Annotated in this window: 17 protein-coding genes; 12 read left to right on the top strand and 5 right to left on the bottom strand. The window is 50.1% G+C overall.

Going from position 1 to position 19,442, the window contains the following annotated elements:
• The first annotated feature begins 61 nt into the window (after positions 1 to 61).
• The 10 genes from GEOB_RS11545 (at position 62) to GEOB_RS11500 (ending at position 12,323) form a co-directional block, all read left to right on the top strand.
• On the top strand, positions 62 to 1,519 hold the full coding sequence (locus tag GEOB_RS11545) for an RtcB family protein (RefSeq protein WP_012647404.1): 1,458 nt from the start codon (positions 62 to 64) through the stop codon (positions 1,517 to 1,519).
• A gap of 4 nt (positions 1,520 to 1,523) precedes the next feature.
• Positions 1,524 to 1,955 (top strand): archease, encoded by a 432-nt coding sequence (locus tag GEOB_RS11540; protein WP_012647403.1) that lies wholly within the window; start codon positions 1,524 to 1,526, stop codon positions 1,953 to 1,955.
• 63 nt (positions 1,956 to 2,018) lie between these two features.
• Positions 2,019 to 2,573, top strand: a complete 555-nt coding sequence (locus GEOB_RS11535) for an epoxyqueuosine reductase QueH (protein WP_012647402.1) — start codon at positions 2,019 to 2,021, stop codon at positions 2,571 to 2,573.
• Entirely contained in the window at positions 2,570 to 2,782 is a 213-nt protein-coding gene (locus tag GEOB_RS11530) for a DUF2905 domain-containing protein (protein WP_012647401.1), read from the top strand. Before GEOB_RS11535 ends, GEOB_RS11530 begins: the two co-directional genes overlap by 4 nt.
• 120 nt (positions 2,783 to 2,902) lie before the next feature.
• Positions 2,903 to 3,220: a phasin family protein gene (locus GEOB_RS11525; RefSeq protein ID WP_012647400.1), complete on the top strand. Its 318-nt coding sequence runs from the start codon at positions 2,903 to 2,905 to the stop codon at positions 3,218 to 3,220.
• Complete coding sequence (gene ubiB / locus GEOB_RS11520; RefSeq protein WP_012647399.1) at positions 3,214 to 4,899, top strand: 2-polyprenylphenol 6-hydroxylase; 1,686 nt, start codon at positions 3,214 to 3,216, stop codon at positions 4,897 to 4,899. The genes GEOB_RS11525 and ubiB overlap by 7 nt, the downstream gene beginning before the upstream one ends.
• Positions 4,900 to 5,089: 190 nt before the next feature.
• A complete protein-coding gene (lpxC, locus tag GEOB_RS11515; RefSeq protein WP_012647398.1) occupies positions 5,090 to 6,010 on the top strand; it encodes a UDP-3-O-acyl-N-acetylglucosamine deacetylase in 921 nt (306 codons plus the stop codon).
• Positions 6,011 to 6,141: 131 nt separating this feature from the next.
• Positions 6,142 to 8,382, top strand: a complete 2,241-nt coding sequence (locus tag GEOB_RS11510; protein ID WP_012647397.1) for a sensor histidine kinase — start codon at positions 6,142 to 6,144, stop codon at positions 8,380 to 8,382.
• Positions 8,383 to 8,573: 191 nt separating this feature from the next.
• On the top strand, positions 8,574 to 11,795 hold the full coding sequence (locus GEOB_RS11505; protein ID WP_012647396.1) for a YhdP family protein: 3,222 nt from the start codon (positions 8,574 to 8,576) through the stop codon (positions 11,793 to 11,795).
• A gap of 114 nt (positions 11,796 to 11,909) precedes the next feature.
• Complete coding sequence (locus GEOB_RS11500; RefSeq protein ID WP_012647395.1) at positions 11,910 to 12,323, top strand: hypothetical protein; 414 nt, start codon at positions 11,910 to 11,912, stop codon at positions 12,321 to 12,323.
• 61 nt (positions 12,324 to 12,384) lie between these two features.
• On the opposite strand, the gene GEOB_RS11495 is transcribed toward GEOB_RS11500, so the two are convergent.
• The 3 genes from GEOB_RS11495 to cdaA form a co-directional block, all read right to left on the bottom strand.
• Positions 12,385 to 14,049 (bottom strand): B12-binding domain-containing radical SAM protein, encoded by a 1,665-nt coding sequence (locus GEOB_RS11495; RefSeq protein WP_012647394.1) that lies wholly within the window; start codon positions 14,047 to 14,049, stop codon positions 12,385 to 12,387.
• Positions 14,050 to 14,128: 79 nt separating this feature from the next.
• The gene (locus tag GEOB_RS11490; RefSeq protein ID WP_012647393.1) at positions 14,129 to 15,169 is read right to left on the bottom strand and encodes a C40 family peptidase; all 1,041 of its coding nucleotides are present in this window, start codon (positions 15,167 to 15,169) and stop codon (positions 14,129 to 14,131) included.
• Between the two features lie 81 nt (positions 15,170 to 15,250).
• Positions 15,251 to 16,660: a diadenylate cyclase CdaA gene (gene cdaA, locus GEOB_RS11485; RefSeq protein ID WP_012647392.1), complete on the bottom strand. Its 1,410-nt coding sequence runs from the start codon at positions 16,658 to 16,660 to the stop codon at positions 15,251 to 15,253.
• A gap of 179 nt (positions 16,661 to 16,839) precedes the next feature.
• Between cdaA and ubiE the strand changes: the two genes are divergently transcribed.
• Entirely contained in the window at positions 16,840 to 17,547 is a 708-nt protein-coding gene (ubiE, locus tag GEOB_RS11480; protein WP_012647391.1) for a bifunctional demethylmenaquinone methyltransferase/2-methoxy-6-polyprenyl-1,4-benzoquinol methylase UbiE, read from the top strand.
• 29 nt (positions 17,548 to 17,576) lie between these two features.
• Here the strand turns inward: ubiE and GEOB_RS11475 are convergent, their stop codons facing one another.
• A complete protein-coding gene (locus GEOB_RS11475) occupies positions 17,577 to 17,975 on the bottom strand; it encodes a bacteriohemerythrin (protein WP_012647390.1) in 399 nt (132 codons plus the stop codon).
• Between the two features lie 188 nt (positions 17,976 to 18,163).
• Between GEOB_RS11475 and GEOB_RS11470 the strand changes: the two genes are divergently transcribed.
• Positions 18,164 to 18,382 carry a hypothetical protein gene (locus GEOB_RS11470; RefSeq protein WP_012647389.1) on the top strand — a complete coding sequence of 73 codons (219 nt, stop codon included), beginning with the start codon at positions 18,164 to 18,166 and terminating at the stop codon, positions 18,380 to 18,382.
• 335 nt (positions 18,383 to 18,717) lie between these two features.
• Here the strand turns inward: GEOB_RS11470 and GEOB_RS11465 are convergent, their stop codons facing one another.
• On the bottom strand, positions 18,718 to 19,413 hold the full coding sequence (locus GEOB_RS11465; RefSeq protein ID WP_012647387.1) for an outer membrane protein: 696 nt from the start codon (positions 19,411 to 19,413) through the stop codon (positions 18,718 to 18,720).
• Positions 19,414 to 19,442: the final 29 nt, after the last annotated feature.

Here is a 19,442-nt window from a genome sequence, read left to right as displayed (position 1 = left end):
AAGCGGTAGCAACCATCCTTTCTTTTTGTGGTAGTATTTTTATAAACAAGGAGAAAGATAAATGGCCCTTCCCTCTTCCCTGAAAAAGATATCGGACACCCTTTGGGAGCTGCCGGTTTCTTACAAGCCGGGAATGCTTGTTCCGGCGCGTATCGTTGCCACCGAGAAGCTTGTCCGGGAGATGGACGCAGGCGTCTTCGACCAGGTAACAAATGTGGCATGCCTGCCGGGCATCATCAACTACGCCTACTGCATGCCTGACGGACACTGGGGTTACGGTTTCCCTATCGGCGGCGTAGCGGCCATGGATCCGCAGCACGGCGTCATCTCGCCGGGAGGGATCGGCTTCGACATCAACTGCGGCATGCGGCTGGTGCTTACCAACCTGACGCTGGAGGAGGTCAAGCCGCACATTCACCGGCTGGTGGATGCCCTTTTCTATCGGGTTCCCAGCGGGGTCGGCTGTACCGGTTTCGTAAAATGCTCCCAAACTGAGTTCCGCGATATTCTGGAACAGGGTTCACGCTGGTGTCTGAAAAACGGCTACGCCTGGCCTCTAGACCTGGAAATGACCGAGGAGGAAGGCTGCTTTCCGGGTGCGGATGCATCTAAGGTCAGCCACAAGGCAATCGAAAGGGGCTACGATCAGGTTGGAACCCTCGGATCGGGCAACCATTACTGCGAAATCCAGGTGGCAAAGCCGGAAAATATAATTGATGAAAGCCTGGCCCGCGCCTTCGGCCTGACCATGCCCAACCAGATCGCCATCATGTTCCACTGCGGCAGCCGCGGCTTCGGCCACCAGGTTGCCACCGATTACCTGCAGCTGTTCCTCAGCGTCATGGAGAGAAAATACGGGCTGAAGAAGCTGGACCGTGAACTTTCATGCGCGCCGTTCCAGTCACCTGAAGGGCAGGATTATTTTGCCGCCATGAAATGTGCGGTAAACATGGCCTTTGCCAACCGCCAAGTGATCCTGCACCGAATCCGGGAGGTCTTTTCGTCCATCTTCCACAAGAGCCCGGAAGACCTGGGGATGAACATGGTCTACGACGTGGCCCACAATACCGCAAAGATCGAAAAACATGTCATAAACGGCAAGAAAAGGGATGTTCTCATCCATCGCAAAGGCTCTACCCGTGCCTTCGGTCCCGGCATGGAGGGGCTTCCCGACTGCTACCGGGAAACCGGGCAGCCGGTAATCATAGGCGGCAGCATGGAAACGGGGTCGTACCTTCTTGCCGGCATGGAGAGCGGTGCCGAAACTTTCTTTTCCACCGCCCACGGTAGCGGCCGCACCATGAGCCGCCATCAGGCCAAAAAACTTGGCAAGGGGCAGAAGCTGCAGCGGGATATGGAAGAGCGGGGCATTTACGTCAGGACCGATTCCTGGGGTGGACTGGCCGAGGAGGCAGGAGCTGCCTACAAAGACATCGATGAAGTGGTTGAAGCCACCGAACTGGCCGGATTGAGCAAGCGCGTAGCGCGGCTGCTTCCTATCGGAAATATAAAGGGTTAAATACATGCCTTACCATTATCTGGAAAATATAGCTACCGCCGACACCGCTTTCGAAGCATCGGGGACCACACTGGAAGAGGTATTCACTGCCGCCGCCGATGCCTTGCTCAATACCATGACCGAAGATGTGGCCGGCATTGGACCAGAGGAGAGTCTAGAGTTTGAACTGGAAAATGCCGCACTTGACCTGCTGCTCTTCGACGTGCTGAATGAACTGGTATTTCTCAAGGATGCGAAGCGCCTGCTGCTCCGCATCCAGTCCCTATACTTCAGCCAGGAGGCCGGGATGCACAGGGCAAAGGTTATCGCCCGGGGCGAGCGGATCGACCCGGCAAAACATCGCCTGCTTACAGACGTCAAGGCGGTGACCCTGCATCGTTTTTCACTTAAAAATGACGAGCATGGCTGGAAAGCCTGTGTCGTTCTCGACGTTTGAACCTGGATCTACTCCCGATAAATTTATTTGCTTTGTTCGAAATGAAACGCTAATTTAGTCCCCATGAAAATACTGTTCCACATCTGCTGCGCCCCGTGCGCCATCTACCCGGTCAAGGAAATGCGCTCCAGCGGCATGGCCGTAACCGGCTATTTCTTCAACCACAATATTCACCCTTATCTGGAGTACCGGAAACGTTTGGAGACGGTCAGGGAATATGCGGGATTGATCGACCTGGAAGTCATCTACCAGGATGAATATCGCCTGGAAGACTTTCTTTCAGCGGTCGCTGCCAAACCGGCTGATCGTTGTCTCTACTGCTACAGCTCCCGTCTGGCGGCTGCGGCAGCTGCTGCAGTAGAAGGGGGCTTCGATGCCTACTCTTCTTCTCTTCTGTACAGCAGATACCAAAAGCACGAAATTATTCGGGAGCTTGGAGAAAAAATAGGCGAAAGCTACGGCATCCCCTTCCATTACAGCGATTACCGCGTGGGCTGGCAAGAAGGTATTCAAATATCTAAAAAGATGGGCATCTATCGCCAGCAATACTGCGGTTGCATCTACAGCGAGAAAGACCGTTATCAGCCGCGACCGGTTTCGGCGAAGGAACCTGCATGAGCGGAATCGGCAAAGCTCTCATCTACCTTGGCCTGATCATTGCCGCCATCGGAGTGGCCGTTTCCCTTGCCGGAAAAATTCCGTGGCTGGGGCGATTGCCTGGTGACATCCACATCAAGCGGGAAAACTTCAGTTTTTATTTTCCCCTTGCCACCAGTATTCTGATATCTCTTCTGCTTTCACTGATATTGTGGCTTTTCAGGAGGTAATGTAGTTTCCGTCCGGAGGTTCCGAATGGAACTAATGAAGCTGAAATGCCCTTTGCCCCTTGATATCTTCGGCTCTTCTGCTACCTTTTAACTGTAAAAAACCCGCTAGGAGGAGGACTTATGTTCGAATTACTGGAAAAAGCTTTATTGACGGGACTCGGCGCAGTTTCCATGACACAGAAAAAGGCTGAGGAACTGCTGACGGAAATGAAGGAAAAGTATAAGCTGAGTGAAGATGAAGGGAAGGCCCTCCTCGATAAAATCCAGGCCATGGCCAAGGACAGCCGGGAACGCATCAATGAAATAGCCGAAAATGAGGTAAAGAAGACCATAGAGCGAATGGGCCTGGTATCTCGGGAGGAGTTCGACCGCTTGCAGAAGCGTGTGCAGGCCCTTGAAAATATGGTGAGCGACGAAGATCCAGGTCCTGAATGCTGAACCTTATCCAGCTAAGCCGCAATATCCGCAGCATCCGACGTTACCGGCAGATTGTGAAAGTACTGGTCAAGTATGGACTGGAACATCTGCTGGAATATTTCAATCTTTCCCAACTGGCTGCCATGAGCCGCAAGGTGCTGCGGCGCAAGGCCTCGACCATTGCCCAATATTCACCGGCAGAGCGAATGAGGCTCGCCTTCGAGGAACTGGGCCCGACCTTCATCAAGCTTGGCCAGCTTCTTTCCACCCGCCCGGACGTCATTCCTCGCAGCTTCGTGGATGAATTCTCCAAACTGCAGGATAATGTCCCGTCCTTTCCTTTTGAAGAAGCTAAGACGCAGATCACGCTGGAACTGGGCAAGCCGGTGGAGGAAGTGTTCATCCAGATTGATCCGGTTCCTGTTGCTGCGGCCTCCATCGCCCAGGTCCACCGGGCCCGGCTGCGAACGGGCGAAGATGTGGTGGTCAAGATACGCCGTCCCGGAATAGAGGCCCTCGTCGAAACGGATATCGATGTCCTGATGGGCATTGCCCAACTCATGGAACGCCACATGCCGGCAGCCGAAATCTACGATCCCGTAGGTCTGGTCAAGGAATTTGCCCGCACCATCCGCCGGGAAATGGACTTTTCACGGGAGGGGCACACCATTGAAAAGATACGCGATAACTTCAGTGGTGACCGCACCATGCATTTCCCCGCCGTTTTCTGGCAACATACCGGCAAAACCATCCTCACCCTGGAGTACATCAACGGGATCAAGGTTACGGATCACCTGGCCCTGGAACGGGCCGGACTTGACAGGAAACTGATTGCCAGACGGGGTGCCGATGCCTTCCTCAAGATGGTCCTGGACCATGGCTTTTTCCATGGCGATCCACACCCGGGTAACGTGCTGATTCTGCCGGACAATATCATCTGTCTGTTGGACTACGGCATAGTCGGGCGCCTGGACAACCAGCTCAAAAGATACCTGACTGACATCATTTTCACCATTCTCAACCGGGATGTGGATGAACTGATTGCCCTCCTCGCTTACTCCGGAGAGATAGGCGAAAATCTCAACCGGCGGGCACTGAAAAGGGACCTGTCGGAATTCATCGACAGCTACTATGAAATACCCCTGCAGGAAATTGAAGTCGGGCGGATGCTGGTGGAGTTTATAGATATAGTCACCACATTCCACATTAAACTGCAACCTGACCTGATGCTCCTTGCAAAGTCGCTGGTGATAATAGAAGGGATGGGACGGGAACTTGATCCAGAGTTTGACATGATTGAACACCTGCGGCCATTCATGGAAAAGGCCATCAAAGAAAAAATCACCCCTGGCAGCTTTGCCAAGGACCTGAGCACCATGTTCATGTCCTATCTGAACCTGGCCAGGAATCTGCCGCGTGATCTACGGGAAATACTCCACCGTCTCAACCACAACAAATTCAAGATCGACCTCGAACACCGCGGGTTGGATCATTTCAGCAAGGATCTGGATAAATCCATCAACCGCCTCTCCTTCAGCCTCATTATTGCCGCTCTGATCATCGGTTCATCCATAGTGATGCAGACCAATAAGGGGCCACTCATCTTCGAATTTCCCGCCTTCGCCTTTCTCGGTTATACCATTGCAGGGCTTATCGGCTTCTGGTGGGTAATTGCCATCATCCGTTCAGGACGACTATAGGTCCCAATACTGTTGCATTTTTGCCACAGAGAACCTTTTTTGCAACATGTTCTCACCTTCCAGCCACAGACCCTGCTCCACCACCCTTCACTCAACACGCTGAAATTAAAACAGATATCCACTCCTTTAAGACATGGCCCACAACTTGCTAAATAATATGTGTACTGACTATTATGCAAAGGAGTTTGCCATGGCTTATCAGCAGACACTTAAAAACAAGATTACCCTTACCGGCACAGGCCTTCATTCCGGAAAAGAAACCCAGGTGACCCTTCGTCCCGCGGATGCCGGCAACGGAATTGTTTTCCATCGAACAGACCTGCCCCGGTCCGTGACCATTGAAGCAACCGCCGCAAACGTGGTCGATACACGGTTGTCGACCACCATCGGCAAAGACGGCGCCAGTGTTGCAACCATCGAACATCTGATGGCGGCCTTGTTCAGCTGTGGCATAGACAATATCCATGTGGATATCAATAGCCTCGAAGTTCCCATCATGGACGGCAGCGCCGCCCCCTTTGTCGACGCCATCCGCAAAGCAGGCATCACCACACAGCGCAAGCCACGTCGGTACCTTGTGGTGAAAAAGTCGGTAACCGTCAGGGACGGCGATAAAAGGATCACTATCATCCCCTCCCGCTATTTTCGCATTTCCTTTGATCTACGCTTCAGCCATCCGGCCATCAACCGGCAGTTCAGGACCATGAGATTCGACCCGGAATGCTTTACTGATGATTTCTGTCCTGCCAGGACCTTCGGCTTTGTCTCCGAGTTGGAGACGATGAGATCTCGTGGCCTTGCCCTGGGGGCCTCCCTGGCCAATGCTGTAGCCATTGATGAATCTGGAATTGTAAATGGGGAGGGGCTTCGTTTCACCGATGAATTCGTCCGTCACAAGATTCTTGATTCTGTGGGGGATTTTGCCCTTGCAGGAATGCAGATCATCGGCCATGTCAAGGCGACTAAATCGGGACATGAACTTAATCACCGCTTTATCGCCGAACTTCTGTCCCGCCCCGACTGCTGGACTGTTATGGAAGACAAGAGCAATGAGAAGACTTTCCAGATCCCTCTCGGTATCCCGGAAATGGCATGGTTGGAAGCCTGCTGAGAGGAATCATCCTCCCGTACTCTGAAAGCAGCCCGCAAGGCTGCTTTTTTTGTTTGGGCGCCTGGGCGGCTTGAAATAAATACGGCTTTCATATAGAGTTACCGGGCATATTTACTGAAAAGGAAATAAAATTGGGAAACGATACGGAAAAAGGTCTGCCTAAAGCTGAGTTGCGCAAGAGAAAACGGGAGGGATTCATTGTCGCTTTTTCCCTCCTGCTTATCATATTTCTAACCATTACCGAAATTCATCTTTCAAAGCTGAGTTCCGAAGTGCCGATGGGCAACAATATCGTCATTTTCGGCATTATCAATGTCATCATACTTCTAATCATCCTGCTCATTTTCATGGTGTTCCGCAATGTGGCGAAGCTCATGATCGAGCACCGCCAAAATGCTTTGGGGGCCAAGCTCCGCACCAAGCTGGTTCTTGCCTTTGTCGGCCTTTCACTGGTTCCGACAATGCTTCTGTTCTTCGTTTCCGCCGGCTTCATTACCAACAGCATCCAAAACTGGTTCAACAAACAGGTTGAAACCTCCCTGGATGAATCCATGGAAGTTGCCCAGACTTATTACAAGACTTCGGCGGCAAATGCCCTCTACTACGGTGAGCAAATCAGCGCCATCATCAAGGAACAGAAACTCCTCAACGAGGAAAACCTGCCCCGGCTCAAGGCGGTGATCAGGCAGAAGCAAAAGGAGTATAATCTGGGGGTAGTAGAAGTCTATTCATCCCAGAAGGAAGAACTGGTCAGGGCTGCCAATCCCAAGCTGCCCCTGGGTGAATTTACCAACCCCTCGTCGGAAGACATCAAAATCGGACTGCAGGGAAAACAGGTAACCAAGGTCAACTCGGTAGGCAAGGCAGATCTGATCCGCGGCATAGTCCCCGTCCATTCCAACTGGAATGAAGCGGATGTGGTGGGTGTCGTCGTTGTCAATTATTACGTACCCTACTCCCTGGTAAGCAAGATGAAGGAAATATCCACCTCTTACCACGAATTCCGCCAGCTGAAGATCCTGAAAAATCCCATCACCACCGGCTATATACTCACCCTTTTTCTCATCACCATGGTGATCATTTTCCTGGCGGTCTGGTTCGGCGTTTATCTGGCAAAAAGTCTTACCATCCCGATCCAGGAGCTGGCCGAGGCCACCAGACAGGTTGCCGAGGGGAACCTGGATGTTCACCTGGGTGAAAAGGGCAATGACGAGATCGGCATGCTGATTTCGTCATTCAACAAGATGACCCAGGATTTGCGAAACAACCAGCTGGCCCTGAAAAATACCAACGAAGAATTGAGCCGCAGCAACCTTGAGCTGGAACAGAGGCGGCGTTACATGGAGATCGTCCTGAAAAACGTAAATGCCGGGGTAATTTCGGTGGATAAACAGGGCGTTCTGACAACAGTCAACAAGTCAGCCGAGCGCCTGCTCAACATCAACACCCAGAAGGTTACCGGCAAAAATTTTCGGGAGGTTTTGCAGCCGGTCCATCTGGACATAGTAAAGAGCATGCTGCGCGATCTCATCGTTTCCCAGCAGGATACGGTCAACAAGCAGGTAACCATACCCATACGCGATGCCAAGCTCACCCTCCTCGTCAATCTGACCGTTCTCAAGGATGAAAACGATGAATTCGTCGGCACCGTCGTCGTTTTCGACGATCTGACACAATTGATCAAGGCGCAACGCATGGCCGCCTGGCGGGAAGTTGCAAGACGAATAGCCCACGAAATAAAGAACCCTCTGACCCCCATAAAGCTATCGGCACAAAGGCTGAGAAAGCGTTACCTATCAAAGTTCGAGGGGGAAGAGAAGGTTTTCGATGAATGCACCGATATGATCATCAAATCTGTGGACGAGCTGAAGACGCTGGTCGATGAATTTTCCAACTTTGCCCGCATGCCTGCTGCACAGCCTTCACCCAACAACCTGAACGAGATTCTGCATGAAGCGATAACACTGTATCAGGAAGCCCATCGCAATATCACCTTTTCACTGAGGACCGATGAAAACATTCCAATGATCCAGTTGGATCGGGACCAGATCAAGCGGGTGCTGATTAATCTTTTGGATAATGCAGTGGCTGCCATAGACGGTAACGGCGCCATAATCATCGAAAGCACCTACAACAGGGAGTTGAAAATGGTTACCTTCACCGTGGCCGATACTGGCCATGGCATCCTCCCCGAGGATCGCGCCAGGCTCTTCGAGCCCTACTTTTCCACAAAGAAAGCCGGAACCGGTCTGGGACTGGCCATTGTCAATACCATCATCTCCGATCACCACGGCTTTATCAGGACCAAGGACAATCAGCCCAAAGGCACCATTTTCACCATCGAACTGCCGATCAGCGGCGCCTGGGTATAAGGCCAGGGCCACATTCACCTGGTTTAAAATCCAGCCAAGACACTTGAACCGCCCGTGCAGAGGGTAATATTCTGCTTGAGGTTATTTGACAGGTGACAGACAAACTTGCACCTGAGTAGCCGGAAGAGTATAATCCGGCGGACAAGGCAACTGCGTGAATACCTTAAATTCCGTCCGGCATGGATTTACATATGACTCCAAAAAACAAATATATTATCATCGTCTTCTCCTTTCTGCTGGCCATTGTTCTAGCAGGAGGCGGTCTTTCATTCCTTCTGGATAAACTCCTCCATCTGGACACCTATAAAGAGCAGATTCTGGCTGAAACCCAGAGAATGCTTAAAAGGCAAGTCACTTACGAAAAAGGTCTGTTTGCTTTTAAATTCGGCCCATCGTTTACCTTCACCAATGTAATTGTCAAAGAAAAGGACGGCTCAAACGATTTTGTCAGCGCTGAGAAAATCACCTTCAAGGTTGACCTGCTGCCTCTGCTGGAGAAAAGAGTATCACTCCATGAGATTATCCTCTCTCATCCAAAAATTAATTTAAGCAGGGATGACAAAGGTGTCTTCAATTTTGACGATCTCCTGGAAAAGACAGACTCATCGGTTTCCGTACACCTGAAAGAGATAAAGGTGGACAAAGGCACAATCAATTTCGATGATCGGTCGGTAGTGCCATCGGGATTGACCACCAGACTAAAAGATCTCGACCTGCATCTCGGCAATATGACCAGGGGCAAAAAGTGCCGGATCAAACTGGCTGCATCCATAGGCGGAGCTGCGCCTAACAAATTGTCAGTCTCCGGTACTGTAAGGATTGCACGCAGGGACAGACCACTGAAGGAGTCAATTGCTGACTTGCACATCAAGACGGACAACTTTGATGTTTCCCAATTTTGGCCTTATTACATGGCCCATGTTCCATTCAAGAAAGTTATGGGTCGCTTCGATACGGATTTGAACGTCAAAGGTAAATTCGAGGCCTTCACCTCAAAGGGAGAAGTCAGGGTTTCGTCCTTGCGATTCGATTACCCGCAGGTATTTCATGCCGTTCTGACCCCAAGGAACACACATTTTCGCTACGCCATGGAGCTGACTGACCGTGACATCGCCGTCAAGTCCATCAATCTGACCGTCGACAAACTCAATGTCGAAGGAAGCTGCTCAATTCTGGACCTGCACAGTAAAGATCCACGCATTGTTGCCCAGGCAGTCACTTCCACTTTCAGGCTGGAGGAATTCGCCGGTTACATACCCTATGGAATAATAGTTGACGACACAGCAGACTTCATCGAAAAACATATCAAGGGTGGTACTTACCAACTTAATGAAGGCAGGCTTGACGGGAGAATAAGCCAGATTCTGCACATGGAACTGGGGCAAAACTATAACGTGCTCTTTATCAAAGGAACGGTTGATAAAGGTATCGTTTCCTTCGGCCCACAGGTTCCAACATTCAACAGGGTCAAAGGTGACCTGGAAATGAGAGGTAAGGATTTCAACCTGATCCGCATGTCGGGGAACTTCGGCACATCCCCTTTCACCCTCGATGGCAAAATTGCCGACTATCCCCTGACGACCCCATCCTCCTATCCTTTCACCATGAAAATGACCCCACGCCAAGCGGAGGTGGCCTGGCTTCTTGGTCAGGGGCGCGAAAAGTACCTGTCTTTTACGGGAAATTCGGAGCTGAACCTGGCAGGCAATGGATTCACCAGCGGTTATAATCTTTCCGGCGACTGGAATCTTATTGACACTGCATACAGTTACAGGAATTACATCAATAAACCGGCCAAACGCGCCAACAGAGTAGCCTTCAGAGGAAGCCTCAACAAGGAAGAAGCGATACTTTCATACCTGGCTTACGACCTTGGCCCTCTGCATCTTACCGCCAGCGCCGGTTACAGTTATAAGGGCCAGGACAACCTGAACCTGGGCCTTCAGACGAATATGTTTTCAGCAGGGGACATAACGCCAATGCTCCCTTTCATCAGACAGTACAGTCCGACAGGCAAGCTTAAGGCATCCGTCCACGGCAAAGGACCAGGCAACGATCTGGCCAAGTTCCGCTGGGGAGGAGATATCCACTTCTCCGGCTTTGCCGTAAAGCCTCCAGAACCGGTTAAGATGCTGAGCAACATGTCCGGCGTTATCCACTTCAAAGGCGATCAGTTGGAAACATCCCAGCTATCGGTCAAGATGGGCAGTTCGACCATCTCCGGTAAAGGGTCCTTATCCGGCTTCAAAAATCCCACTCTGAGCATGACTTTCTCATCCCCTTCACTGGATCTGTCCGATTTGGGATATAACCTAGCCGGTAAAGCCCTGCTGGCTGAAAAACTTCATGCTTCCATTTCTTTGAAAGACAAAGACCTGCAGATAAAGGAACTTTCCACCCAGATCAAGAAAACATCCCTGTCTGTTAGGGGAATGGTCAAGGAAATAGATAATCCAAAGATCGATGTCGCCATCACTTCTCCAAATCTGGATATTGAAGACCTGCTGTTGTTGTCTAAACTGGAACCCACCGGCAAGAGTGAGTCATCCACTAACCTGAAGATGAAGGCTTCAATCAAAGCAGCTTCAGGAAAATACCGGGACCTTGAATTTAAAGGCCTCAAAGCCGATGCACTATTTGAAGACAAAATATTATATCTGCAGCAACTGGGTTTCTCGGCTTTTGGCGGTAATGTCTCCGGCAAGGGACGATTCGACTCGGGATCAAACGGCACTCCCCATTACCAGGTCAGCTTCAACCTGGATGGGGTTTCGGCAGAAAAGGCCACACATGCCATCGGTATGAAAAAGCAGGAAATCACAGGAACCCTTAGTCTGCAGGGAGAGCTTTCGGCAAAAGGGAATACCAGCGCAGACATCAAGCGGACAGCTCTTGGATCGTTGAAGATCTACATGGAAGACGGCTCTCTGCGAAGATTCGCTACACTGTCAAAAATATTTTCCATACTCAATGTATCCCAGTTGCTCAAACTGCAATTACCGGACATGGTATCCGGCGGCATGCCATATAACAGTATTGCCGGTACTCTGGCAGTCAAGGACGGCACAATCTCGACCAGCGATTTTTTTCTTGATAGCGATGCCATGAACATTTCCTGTGTAGGCAAAATCGACCTGACCAGGGAAGAAATCGATGCCACTGTCGGTGTTCAACCGCTTCAGACAGTGGACAAGGTGGTCAGCCGCATCCCCATTGTCGGTTGGATACTTACCGGAAAGGACAAGACACTGGTAACAGCCTACTTTGAAGCAAAGGGTAAAATAGATGATCCCAAGGTCTCCGCTATCCCGGTGAAGTACCTGGCCAAGGGAGTATTTGACATATTCAGGCGGGTTTTCGAACTGCCGGCAAAGATATTTACCAATACCGGCGAGGTCATCATCGGAAAATAGAAATCACAGAAAACTCAAAAATCAAGTGAGTTACCTGTAATTTTTTATTGTAAAAGAAAATGAAGGTATGCTATTTTACCCCAGTTTAATAAACATCCCAACAGGAGGATTACGGTGAAGAAGACATTGGTAGTCGTGCTGGCAATCGCTGCACTTGCAGTAACCGGTTGCAAGAAAAAAGAAGAAGCCCCTCAAGGTCAGGCACCCCAAGGTGGCGCCCCCACACAGCAGGCACCGGCTGGTACTCCGGGCGGCGATCCCCATGCCGGCCTGAAACCTCAGGAAATTCCTGCTGGTGCAGGACACAAAGGCAAGGTACTTGAGACAATGGACTCTGGCGGCTACACTTATGCCCAGGTTGAAGAGAATGGCCAGAAACTTTGGGTTGCCGTTATGCAAACTAAAGTGAGCGTTGGCGACATGGTCGAATTCCCGGATTCTCCGCCGATGGTAAATTTCCAGAGCAAAACGTTGAAGCGCACCTTCGACAAGATCATTTTTGCTCCCGGCCTGAGAATTGTAAAGTAACAGACATCTCATCCTGTTGAAGCAAGGGCGAAATCCGCAAGGGTTTCGCCCTTATTTTTTTCTATCTGGTCTTGAGTGCTTGCTTCGCTCTTGGATCATATGGGTTTAGCTCAAGAGCTCTTTTAAAATATTCCATACCCTCCCAAGTCTTGCCCATCAGCATCATCAGTTCTCCCAGATCTGAGAAAGCCGGGGCATGGGCCGGAACAACAGTCAGAACCCGTTTGTATTTGCTACAGGCCTTCTCCAGGGCGCCCAATCTTCCATATAGAGCCCCAAGAAGAAGCCAACCCCATGGGTTTTCCGGCTCCCTTTCGGCTATCTCACGGTATTCTCTCTCTGCCAGTTGCCATCGTCCTTCATCCTCATACATCTCTCCAGACATGATGTTGGTAGCATGGCAATAGCCGAGCAATTTCTTATGGGACTGAAAATCCCTTTCACCATATCCGGCTCCCTTTCCGACCTTGGCGACCGTTTCCAGCAACCGCTGTGTTGAAGATCCGACAAAGGCATCATCTCGCACATAGAGCGCTTCATGTCTATCTTCATTGAATATTTCCCTGCCGATTACTCCAGCTTTAACATCTTTGCTGAAAATCCCCGTACCTGGATAGTATGCCAATGGCGATACCTGCCCATCATGGGCTTGAATAGCTTCTACCAGCTTGATTGTGGCATCGGTATCGGCATCAACCTCGTTTTTCACCCCGGTAATCAAATAAATGGACAGGTTCATGCCTGCTTTCCTCACCAAAGCAGAGGCCTTTCTGACCTGTTCGGTATTGATCCCTTTGCCCAGCGCCTTTAAAATGCGTGGAGACCCTGATTCGACTCCGAACTGGATACATTCGCAACCTGCCCGCTTCATTGCAAAAAGCAGCTCTTCGTCGACAGCACTGACCCTGGATTGACAGTTCCAGAGAATAAAGACCTTTTCCTTACGAAGAAGTCGACAGAACTCCATGACTCTGCCCTTGTCGGCAGTGAAGGTATCATCGCGGATGGAAAAATAGATCAACCCACAGCGATTACGGATAAGGGTTATTTCATCAACCATATTGCGTGGCGAACGCAGACGTAATGATTTTCCCCAGAAGAGGGGAGACGAACAAAACAGGCAGGCTGCCGGGCAGCCCCGTGAGGTGATAATGAACTCCAGCTGCCGGTGCAGATCCACCCCCAAGGCGTTGTCCATATATGCTGCCGGAAATGGGACTGAGTCAAGATCGGCAATGGGTGGCCTTGCAGTAGTGGAAATAATGCCATTAGCAGTGCGGAAAGCTATACCTTTTATCTCTGCGAGGCGCGGGGTCTCATCCTTAAGAGTTGCCACTAATTCAAGGAAACTCTCCTCCCCCTCCCCCAGCACTACCGCATCCACTTGCTTATGGCGGTCGAGTATCTCCCGGTATTGATGTGTGGCATGGGGACCACCAAAAACAACAAAGGTAGCGGGATTGATTTTTTTAGCCAAAGCGGCCAGTTTCACTGACTCGAATCTGTTATGGGTAAATTGCGCAATGCCCAGGACTTGGGGACGCATTCGGGAAATTATGGATTCCGTCTCTTTCCAGCTGAACTTGGAAAAATTGGCCATTTGGGAAGCATATCCGTGGCTGTTCAATACTGCGTTGATATATCCAAGACCTACAGGCAGCAGGGAGGTATATGGATCATTTGCACCAGCACTATTTGATTTATATGCAAGAAGTACCTGGGTCAAGGTTTCTCCATCAGCAGTTTTGCATAAAAAAAAGACCCAGCCACAGGCCGGATCTTTTTTACCTCGGGGAGGTACGATTTTATTTTGCCTGTGTCAGGCCCAAGGAATCATTGGCAATCACATCATCCATGGTTTCTTCTTCTACACCAAGAAGAAGGTCATCAAATTTGAAAATGTCCGGATTTATTTCCACAATTCTTTTAGCCCCGATGAAGCGGGAACGGTAATAATAGGTATTGATGGGAGAAACCACGACACGGCGATCTTTTGATGAAGCATGGATCATTTTATTGTTGCCCAGATAGATGCCAACATGGGAAGGATAGGAAGCGTAGGTGCGAAAGAAAATCAGATCCCCCTTCTGCAGATCGCCAGGTGCAACCTCAGCCCCCATGCCGAACTGTTCACGTGCAGTTCTTGGAAGGGACACTTCCAGCTCGCGAAATACCTGCTGGACAAAACTGGAACAGTCGATACCGCTCCTTGAGCTGCCACCGAAACGATACCTGGTGCCGAGAAAGCCATAGGCAGATTTCTTCAGTTCCTGAATATTATCGACTTTAAGTTCGGCACTTTTTTTCAGATCTACTTTTTGATCAGGATCAAGTTCAGTGAGCTCGGCCAGGCTCTGTTCGTAATCCTTCTCGTTGAACAGGTCGCTGTGGCGTAGCTGGAGCTTTTTGGCGGTCCGCTGTACCGGAGCCTCGTCCGTAGTCTCTCGCTCTCGCAGAACCAGAACGGTTCCAGGTCTTACCTTGCTTTTGCTCAGATTGTTCAGACGTTTCAGCTCGCTTACCGAAACGCCTGTCTTTTTAGCAATACGCGAAAGGGTTTCGCTTTTTTTCACCTTGTAGGTGCTGACCTTGGTTTTGCTCTCTCTGCGCTCGGCGGAGGAAGCCTCTACGGAGCGGGGAGGAATAACAAGAACCTGTTTCGGTTTTATATGACTGCTAACCAGATTGTTGGTGGATTTGATATCTTGAACTGTGACGTGGTATTTTTTGGCAAGACTGAAAAGGGTTTCGTTCTTTTTTACCCGGTGAGTTTTTGCTGCAAAGACAAAAGAAGGAAAAGTAAGAATAATGACACAGATTAATATATACCTAATGTAATTAGCCATCTACCCTCCTTTCTGTTCTACAATCACATTAAAATTGTTCCTTTTATATAACAAATTTTTGATCTTGTCAACCCCAAGGTGTCAGCGCCCTGTTAAAACACGGACTTTTACAGGTTCATCCCTCAACACTCTCAACTGGGGCGATGGGGAAAGCACCCTCCTCTCAAGCATTGTGCTTTGCCGTATTAAAGACAAATCAATCTCCTCGGTCTGCACCTGATCGAACTGATTCACCACATGGGCAGGACCCTCAACAACAACAGTGGGTGGGTCCACCTTTGCGGATCGAAGCCGCAGCTTCCCCGGCAGTCTTGACACAGTGCCGGCTTTCACCGTTATATGACGGATAATTTTTTTATCTGCAACCACCCTGATCGTGGAGCGGCTAAGTCCGGCAATAATAACGCCAGGCGGGAGCTTTATCTCTTCACTGCGGATAGCAATGTTGTTTACCCCTTCCTTAGCCCGAGACAGGTCAACATCGGCAATTATATCCATCTCTTTAGGCGAAGGAATAAGATTGGAAAAGACCTTCAGCTGCACCTCAATCTCTTCAGGGGTAGTTTTTATTAAAGCCAGTTCTTTGGGGAGGTTATGAAATTTTACCGGCGCATTGACAGTAAGGATTGCTCCCTGGCGTGACGTTATCAACAGCCAGCATGCAAGAACAAAGAGCAGTATGGCCATCTTTGGCACAATATTACCAAAAAGCTTGCGACGTAGGGTGGTCGTACTTACTTCCTGAACGGGAGGAGAAAGAATGGTGTTGAGCGTGTCATACAGCTCTTCCGGGGAATCCATTCGAGATAGCTCACCGCCGAGAGCAAGGGAAACCGTTCCTCTCTCTTCCGATACGATTATGACAGCAGCATCTGAACGCTCGGTCAAGCCTAGCCCGGCGCGATGTCTGGTGCCGAAATATTGGGGGATGTCGGTGCTGGAGGAAAGGGGCAAATGACAGGAAGCCTGGGCAATGCGACCTTCCCGTATGATGACGGCGCCGTCATGCAACGGAGCTCCATCCCTGAAGATACTCATCAAGAGCTGGCTGCAGGGTAGACTGTCCAACTGGATACCATGCAAAAGGTAGTCATCCAGGTTCTCTCTACGCTGAAAAACGATCAGTGCGCCTGTCTTCTCCTGAGCCAGAGAGAAAACAGTATTGGCCAGATCCATAATGTCAATTTGGGATGGGTTGTCCTGGCGATCGAAGAGGTTCCTCAAAAGACTGAAACGGTAAAGTGCCTGACGTATTTCGCCCTGGAAGATGACAATAAGGAGGATGAAGAGAACCGTCCCCAGTTCCTGGAGTATCCAACTGGTCATGAACAACCCCAGGTTCTTGGTTATCACATAGAGAAGACCGAGAAAGCCGAGGCCGATTACCACCTGCAGTGCTCTGGTATTCTTGAACCAGCTGTACAGCTGGTAGACAAGAAAACTCATGATCAGTATGTCCGCGATATCTTGGGGGCGAAAATAGGAAAACAACTGTAACCCTCGGTTACGGCAGGGGTTGGACCTGACGCCTTGCTACGGCTCTATCGGTTGAGCCGGAGTAACATTTTTCTGGTATGCATGCCACCTTTGTGTTAAAAATTTTGTCTCCCAAGTGCCGGATACAAAACAACCGGACTTATATCATTTATGTGGTTAAAAAGGTAGGGAAAATGTTTAAACTCACGGAAAAGGGTGAAAAGATCCAGGAAATGTTCGACACTATCGCCCCCCGCTATGACTTTCTCAACAGGGTTCTGAGTTTCGGCATAGACCGAAGCTGGCGCCGCTTTGCCGTCAAGAAAATCAAATATGCACCCAATGGCCGCATACTCGATGTCGCCACCGGCACGGGAGATGTGGCATTGGAAATAGCAGCCCGGACGCCGTCGTCAGTTTCCATTACAGGCATCGATTTCAGCGGTGAAATGGTTGAGTTGGGGAAACAGAAGGTGGCTGCCTCGTCCTACGCAGGACGCATAAACATGCAGGTTGCTCCTTGCGAAGATATTCCCTTTGCCGATGACAGTTTTGATTCCATTACCATCGCCTTTGGCATCAGAAATGTTGTTGACCGGTCCCAGGGGCTCAAGGAAATGTACCGTGTCCTTAAACCTGGAGGCAGAGTGGTGATACTGGAGTTTTCCACACCGCGCTTTGTACTGTTTAAGCACCTTTATCACTTTTATTTTCTCAAGGTCCTGCCCGTCATAGGCGGGCTCTTCTCGAAATTCAGCGCTTATAAATACCTGCCCGACTCTGTAATTGAATTCCCCTCCCAGGATCAGTTCAAAGCTACCATGGCCGGAGTTGGTTTTAAAAATACCCAGCACCACGACCTGACACTGGGTATCGCCACTGTCTATACAGGTGAGAAATAAATACTTCACCCATGGCCGGCCGCTCAAAGTCATCCATTATGGATAAACCTGCTGTACTCTCCATCACTGTGCTTTATGTGCTCCACAAGCCATCGCTGTAGAAAGCTGAGCACTTCCAGTGTCGAGGTGCTTCCTTTCTGTATCAAATCTCGCTGAAAATTCACCACCCGAGATGAAAACTCCTCGTGCTGTTTCTTGTGTTCTTCCTGTTTTGGATAATTCAATTTGACCATCCACAGCTCTTCCGAGGAAAAGTGGTAGGTGGCATAATCGATAAGTTCATCGATTACCTCTTCCAGAGATGACGGCTTTTCGCCCGCAATGAACAGGTCATAGGTCTCATTAAGAAGACATACCAGGTGCTTGTGATGGTCGTCAAACGGCTCAACACCTAAAGTCAGAGTATTATCCCATTTTACCAGCTGCATGATCTTCCCCCGTAAATGAAAAGAGATGCATTTCTTTTCGGCAAATACCGCAGGAGGTAAAGACAATTCGAGCGTAAAATTACCAGGGCTAATATGGTTCCTTTCCTGAGATTTTATGGTTAACTAGAAGAAGAAGGTGGTTTAAAGGAAATTAGTGGGTGATCAGTATCATAAAATCGGGAGAGACTATGCAGGTACCAGTGACCATCCAGACCTATTCAGGATATAAGGCCGACGAGCGGCCGAGTTCATTCATGCTTGGGGAACAGACTTTTCGTGTAATGGAGATACTGGACCGCTGGTATGGCGTGGATGCCAACTACTTCAAGGTGGCGGCCGACGACAGCAGGGTTTACCTGCTGCGTCACGACCTGAATGCGGACCAGTGGGAACTGGACGCGGAATGACTACTCTGGGGGGGGTGGTTGGACCTGCTTGCAGTACCTGCATACAGTCTCATTCCACCTTATATACTCCCTGCATTTTGGGCAAAGTTTGAATTTCCCTTCGACCTGGCACAGCGGCCTGGAAAAATATATCACCAGTAAAAATACCGGCAGCAGCGCACATATCAGGCACCAACCGATGAAATTGCGGCCCCTGTTTGCGGCCATCCAGCCACCGCATATCCCCGAAGCGACAACTATCAGGAATATAATCATCTCAGGTTTTACGTAGCCCGACATCCAAACCTCGCCGCATCAAATTGCCATTGAATTTCGCGACAGAATTAATACTGGGGCTAAAATTTCACCCTCAGCCCCACAGCAGCATTGTGGCTTTCATATCGCAGGTCGGCAGTGTCAAAACCATCGCCGAACCTGGCTCTGGAAGTGCCGAAGTAGCGGTAGCCTATATCCAGGGTAAGCCTCCGATTAAGAGCAATGCCCACCCCCGCTCCAGCCTGGTAAGCAAACACCATGTCGTCATCCTCCGGATAAAGGAAGATACGTTCTGGTCCGCTGGTTGTAACGTCGGTGCCGAACGTGTCACTAAGATGCAGAGTCGCAAACCCGACGCCTCCCCCCACATATGGCGTAACCGGACCGGGATTGTGCAGATCGAAAAAGGCGTTGCCCATCATGGCGAAAACACCGATATTCCCATCAGGGTTGCCGAATCTGAAACCATCCGCAGTGTCGGTAATCCTGTTTATTTCAGAGTATTTGAAAGAAAGCTCTCCCTCAAGACGCAGAAATCCAAAATCGTAGCCACCAGTGCCGCCGATATTGATTCCAGGGTCGAATTCCACCTCATCGGTAGCGTTCAGCATGGAACCATCGCTGGCAAACTGGCTACTGTTGACACTGGCATCACGGGGAACGGAAACTCCGATAAAACCTGAGACGTAAGCACCCGGTCTGACAGAAGCCGACCAGGACAGCGCGGGAAGCAGCAAAAAGAACATGACAGTGATAAGCGAAAGTACCTTTTTCATTGCAATCCACCTCCTGTAGATTTTGATCC

Source organism: Geotalea daltonii FRC-32 (assembly GCF_000022265.1).
Classification (GTDB): Bacteria; Desulfobacterota; Desulfuromonadia; order Geobacterales; family Geobacteraceae; genus Geotalea; species Geotalea daltonii.
The sequence above is the reverse complement of the archived record's forward strand: the minus strand, read 5'-3'. Positions and strand labels throughout refer to the sequence as shown.